The following is a 5,654-nucleotide window of genomic DNA, read 5'->3' on the forward strand; positions in this document are numbered from 1 at the left end:
TAGTCATGATGGAAAACTTTCCCTTGCAATGCGGGGCGGACCATATATGACCCCAATTTTTCCTTTGCTCCATGCATCTGCAGGAGTTTGGCGATTGTTAGGTGCTTATTCTCAACCGCATTGTCAAAGGCTGATTTACCGTTTTTTTGGACTACATTGACATCTGCGTTGTTTTTCAGCAATATTTCAGCAACCCTGCCATGACCGTTCTTGGCAGCAAAACACAGCGCTGTATAGCCTTCAAACTCTCCGCTAGTGATGACCGCATTGACGTTGGCATTGTTTTTCAAAAGCAGTTTGACGATCTTGAGGTTTCCATACATGGCAGCAAATATCAGAGATGTTAACCCGCGCTGTTGTTCTGAATGGACCATGCCATTGGCGTTAGCCCCATACTTCAACAGGACTCTTACAACTTGAGTATGTCCGTTCTTGCTGGCGATTAACAGGGGTGTCAAGCCGATGTCTTCAGCGTCGACTTCCGTGACAGCATCAACATGAGCTCCGTGCAGCAAGAGGTATTCCACGATAGAGGCGTTGCCCTCCAAGGCAGCAGAAAACAGGGGGGTAACGCCGTTCTTACCCGGGTTGTTGCTTATGACAGCATTAACATTCGCTCCGTGTTGCACCAGAAATTTCACCATGGAGGCGTTGCCTTTCTGAGCAGCAAAAAACAGGGGGGTAGCGCTGTGCGCATCACCACCACAGGCTGTTGCATTGACATCAGCCTTGTTGTTGACCAGGATTTGTGCACTTTTGAGATCCTTGGCCATTACCAAAGGTGGCAAGTAGTACAAATGACCGGAAGAGCTGTCTGGTGAATTCACGGCAGTTTTATCGCTCGCGAGAATCTCGACAACGTCATGGTGTCCATTAACGAGAGCGATGATCAGAGGGGTATAGAACCCCCTTTCTGCTCCGAATCTTTCGGTGGCGCCAACATCTGACCCATACTCCAACAGGAGTTTGACGGCAGACACCTGCCCATGACTGGCGGCGGCGTATAATAAGGTGATCTCGCTTTCATCCTGTGGGTTACGCAAGTTGGCTAGCGCAAGTTCAGGCTGGCTTTGCAATAATAACCTGAGGATTTTTGTATCACCCTTGCAGGCAGCATCCAGGGCCGGGCTCAGGCAGTAAGGGTTATTTTCATCAGGACGGCCTTTAAGCACTCGAAGAGGAAGAGCCAACTTATTGCAGCGAGAACAACGTCTGTCTCTGAGTTTTTTTCCGTCAAACGATTTAGTAATGTTGTCCAATGTATATACATGGCCGCATTCAGTTTTTACCAGACATGAACTGGCGTCAGAGGGGTCATGATTAATCAAGACGGCATTATTTTCATGAGATCTCCTGACAAAGGGCATACAAGTAAGCTTGTTCATTTTTGTATCCTTAACTGCCTCAATACATGTGTTAATAAAAATTTGGATATGAACTTGTTGTCCCCCGGCTTGAGCTGGATGGTATACGTGGAATGGGCCACAGCATCTTAATAACTTGGGGGTAAGTCATTATTGACAGCCCAGGCGGTAGCTTCAAAAGCCTTGGCTGGCAGTACAATAGTATAAAGTATCAGGGCAATTAGCTTGAAAGTTAAGCAGTTCAGTTTCATGGAATCAGTCCTGGTCAAGTGTGCAAAAATCAAAAGTTAAATGCACTTCACTAACATCAGCCTGATAAATTAGATAAAAGTTCCATTATTGAAACATGAAGAGCTTGTTTGCAGGAACAAAATAGTATTACCAGTATCAAAACCTGCAGGCATTAACCGATACGAGTTTGCCAATCAGTAAAGTGGCATCATCGTAACTGAGATTGGACTGATAAATTGTGTTGTCCAGTAATACCCGATAATTGTCATCATAGTCATGCTGTCTTAACAGGCGGCAATGCGGGATTCGTTCAGGTATATCGTTATGGACAAACGGGTACCGCCTGGCTGGCTTTGCCCTGTTTACTCTGGTAGTGGCAACTTTGATTCTGATTGACGTATAACCCTCGCTGGAAAGACGGAAGATTTCATTCATGCTGATTTCTCTGTCATCACCGGGTTTCAGGTGGATTGTATAGGTCGTTGCCTCTTCATAGCTTGGCGGCATATCCAGATATTGGGCAGCCATTGAGAACTGTGCCATTGAACACAATGTAAATATAATTGTCAGCAATCGTTTCATGGGTATCAGACCATTCAGTAAATGAGGTTGTATCAGGGGCCATAGAAAACAGCATTCTGTGTCACAAGTTCAATTGTCTCTATATGCTGTAGCAGGAACACCGTTATTAAAATAGACCATTTGGAGAGGCTGTGTTTATTTGTTGCACGGTTTTCATCCGTTGATTGTTAGTTGCCTGATTATCAGGGCATCGGGGAGAGAGACGATCTATAATCAGGCATTTTTGCTGATCGGATGTAACCGTGGACTCTTCACTGGCTGAAATGATCCACTGTAAATGTTAACCAGAATAAACGCGCAGCCAGTTTGTGGAAAACAAAAAGCTGCACTTATCGAGAATGGTTAAATAGAATTTTTATACATCAGTGTGGGGGTTGTTGACATCAGGTATCAGTGGCTTCTGCTCGCCTGATGCAGATTTAACCGAGGTTTGATTCTTGGGCGTGTTTGTCGTTGCACCATGCTCCTTCAGGAGTTTGGCAATTTTATGGTGCTTTTCTTTAATCGCCGCATCATAGGCTGATCGACCCTTTTTATCAATGACATGGGGATCTGCCTTGTATTTCAGCAATAGTTCGACAATCTTGTGATGACCGTTACAGGCAGCAAGCCATAGCGCTGAACAGCCTTCTAAATCTTTGCCGGTAACGACCGCATTGGCATCGGCATTATTTTTCAAGAGCAGCTGGACGGTCTTATGGCATCCATGCGTGGCAGCAGCGATCAGGGGTGTTAACCCGCGTTCATTTTCTGCATGGACCATCACATTGACGTTAGCGCCATACTTTAACAGGATACTTACAACTTGAGTATGTCCGCGCCGACTAGCGATTAACAGGGGGGTCGCGTCGTAGTTATCAGTTGCACAGTCCATGGCAGCATCAACATAAGCTCCGTTTTGTAACGGGCATTCCACAATATAGGCGTTGCCATTTTGGGTAGACAGGGGTGTAAGGCCGTTCTTGGTTGCATTGTTGAAGATGGCAGCATTAACATCCGCTCCGTGTTGCACCAGGAATTCTACCAAAGAGGCGTTGTCATCACGGGCAGCAATAAGCAGTGGTGTCATGTTGTGCTCCTGAATCCAACCGGGTGTGTAGGCCCTTGCATTGACATCAGCCTTGTGGTTAACCAAAATTTGTGCGCTTTTGATATCGCGAGCGAATATCAAGGGTGGCAAGTACCAATCATCGAAAAAGTGGTCCGGAAAATTTACGGGAGTTTCATTTTCATATTTCGCCAGAAGGTCAATAACCTGGTGGTGTCCATTTAAAACAGCATTTATCAGGGGGGTATCTAAACACGTTGATGTTCTGGAGTTGGGGGTGGCGCCATATTCCAACAGGAGTTTGACTGCCGAGACCTGCCCATGGCTGGCAGCGGCGTGTAACAAAGTGATCTCGTTTTTATGCGGAGGGTTATGGTAGATGGCCTTCGCAACGTCAGGGTTGCAGTCCAATAATAACTTGAGCGTTTTAATATCACCCTTGCCGGCAGCTTCCAAAGCCGGGCTCAGGCAGTAAGGGTTATTTTTATCAGGACAGCCTTCAAGCACTTTAAGAGGAAGAGCCAACTTTTTGCAGCGAGAACAACGTCTGTCTTCAAGTTTTTTTTCGTTAAACGAATTGGTAATGTTTTCCAGTGCAAATACGTGGCCGCATTTGGTTTTCACCAGACATGAACGGGGGTCAGAGGGGTCATGATTAATCAAGGGATTTTCATGAGAACTCCTGAAAAAGGGCAAACTGGCAAGCTTGTTCATCATATTCCTTATCCGTCTAAAGACTTATAAAAGTACCAATTCCACCTTTCGGATATGAACTGGCTTCTGCGGGAGCGGCAAAGGCCTCTCATAGTTTTCATTGTTGTCAGTCAACGAGACCTTCAACTGCGTCACAAGGTTGGGAATTCATAATCGTCTGAAAATCTGACTGTGGTGTTATTTGTTGGGGGGGGAGTTTTGCGCCACGCTCCCGCAGGAGTTTGGCAACCCCTTTGAAACCATTTTCAGACGCTGCCATGTAGGGTGTCCGACCTTTGGCGGCACCCTCATCGCTTTCGGCAGCATTGATATTTGCGCCATGGTCCAACAGTAATTTGGTGATCGACTTGCAACCGTTACAACTTGCACAAAGCAGCGCAGTCCAGCCTTTTTTTGCGCCGGAACTCATGGTGGCATTGACGTCGGCATTGTTTTCCAGGAGAAACTGGACGAATTGGCGGTTTCCTCTGCTGGCAGCAGCAATCACAGGTGTGCACCCCTCTTCAACACCGGCATTGCTCATGGCAACATTGACATCAGCCCCGTACTCCATCAGAGTTTTTCCGACTTCGGTATGGTTGGACATTGCGGCCAGGGTCATAGCTGTACGGCCGTTTTGCTCGCCTGCATTGTACTGGCCAGCATTGACGTTTGCTCCTTTCTTCAACAGATATTGAACGACTCTGGTATGGCCACAACTGGCAGCCATCATCAGGGGTGTACAGCCGTTTATCTTATCGATATCACTATCACTGAAGCATGCATCCACATCAGCCCCACGATTCACCAGAAGTTCAACGGTTTTGATGTCTTTTGCATAGGCAGCCACCGTAAGGGGGGGCCAGGTAAGCATCCTGCCAGACTCGCTCTTGATTGCATTAACGTTAGCCCCCTGTTTGATCAGCATGTCAACGACTTCAATTTGCGCCTTTTTTTGGCAGTTAATATCAATGGTGGCCATCAGGGGGGTGCTGTAGTGGGAGGACCCGGTCCATGAGGGTTGGCAGAGGGCATTGGCATCTGCCCCAAACTGCAACAGGACCTTGACGGCGGAGGGCTGTCTAAAGGCAACAGCAGCGTATAGTAACGTGATATCCCGGCCAAGCTCAGGAAAATTGAATTTTGTATTTACGGCATCAGGGGCGTTTTGCAGTAATGACTGAAGTATTTTGGTTTGACCCTTGCAAACAGCTTTTAAAATCGGGATGTGACCAAAACGGTCAGATTTATGACCGGGAGTATCAGCATGGGGAAGAGCGGATAACTCACAGTGAGTACAAAGCCTTTTCTCAAGTGGCTTGTCATTAATCGATTTGGGATTTTGTTTTGGATCAGGCAGGTAGCTGCATTCGGACTTCACCGGATCAGGTTGGTCATCATTTAATGCAAGATAATCAAAGGCCTTATTGACGTTTCCAAAAGATAGATTATTCATAGTTCATTACTAATTTGGCACTTCGGTGTTGAGTGCGAGCCAAATTTCCTATCGCTAATTGATCGTTGAATACAGATTTGAATTATTTTGAACAAAACATCCGATTGATTCCACTGGCGTGTGGTTGATTTTTTATTTGGTATTAACAAACCAAGTCAGCAACAATCGCAACAAGTACATCAAGCATATTAGTATTATTTATTATTAAGTCAAATGCGCGATAAGCATTAACCTGAATCCGTAACTTCAGAAGACGTTGAAACCTTCGGAAGCCGGTCGT

4 protein-coding genes are annotated in these 5,654 nt (G+C 46.1%); all 4 read right to left on the bottom strand.

Features of this window, described 5'->3' with window-relative positions; all coding sequences use genetic code 11:
* On the bottom strand, nt 1-1,385 hold a 1,385-nt coding region (locus KDK14_RS05750), incomplete at its 3' end, for an ankyrin repeat domain-containing protein (RefSeq protein WP_257264060.1).
* 366 nt (nt 1,386-1,751) lie between these two features.
* A complete protein-coding gene (locus KDK14_RS05755; protein ID WP_257264061.1) occupies nt 1,752-2,123 on the bottom strand; it encodes a hypothetical protein in 372 nt (123 codons plus the stop codon).
* A gap of 409 nt (nt 2,124-2,532) precedes the next feature.
* The gene (locus KDK14_RS05760; protein ID WP_257264062.1) at nt 2,533-3,942 is read right to left on the bottom strand and encodes an ankyrin repeat domain-containing protein; all 1,410 of its coding nucleotides are present in this window, start codon (nt 3,940-3,942) and stop codon (nt 2,533-2,535) included.
* Nucleotides 3,943-4,045: 103 nt separating this feature from the next.
* The gene (locus tag KDK14_RS05765; protein WP_257264063.1) at nt 4,046-5,374 is read right to left on the bottom strand and encodes an ankyrin repeat domain-containing protein; all 1,329 of its coding nucleotides are present in this window, start codon (nt 5,372-5,374) and stop codon (nt 4,046-4,048) included.
* Between the last annotated feature and the right edge of the window lie 280 nt (nt 5,375-5,654).

It is taken from the genome of Endozoicomonas sp. ONNA2 (assembly GCF_024606365.1).
Taxonomy (GTDB): Bacteria; Pseudomonadota; Gammaproteobacteria; order Pseudomonadales; family Endozoicomonadaceae; genus Endozoicomonas.

What these genes read in the sequence shown, in the direction of transcription:
- KDK14_RS05760 (WP_257264062.1), bottom strand. Translation starts at nt 3,942, where the DNA reads ATGATGAACAAGCTTGCCAGTTTGCCCTTTTTCAGGAGTTCTCATGAA.
- KDK14_RS05755 (WP_257264061.1), bottom strand. Translation starts at nt 2,123, where the DNA reads ATGGCTGCCCAATATCTGGATATGCCGCCAAGCTATGAAGAGGCAACG.
- KDK14_RS05765 (WP_257264063.1), bottom strand. Translation starts at nt 5,374, where the DNA reads ATGAATAATCTATCTTTTGGAAACGTCAATAAGGCCTTTGATTATCTT.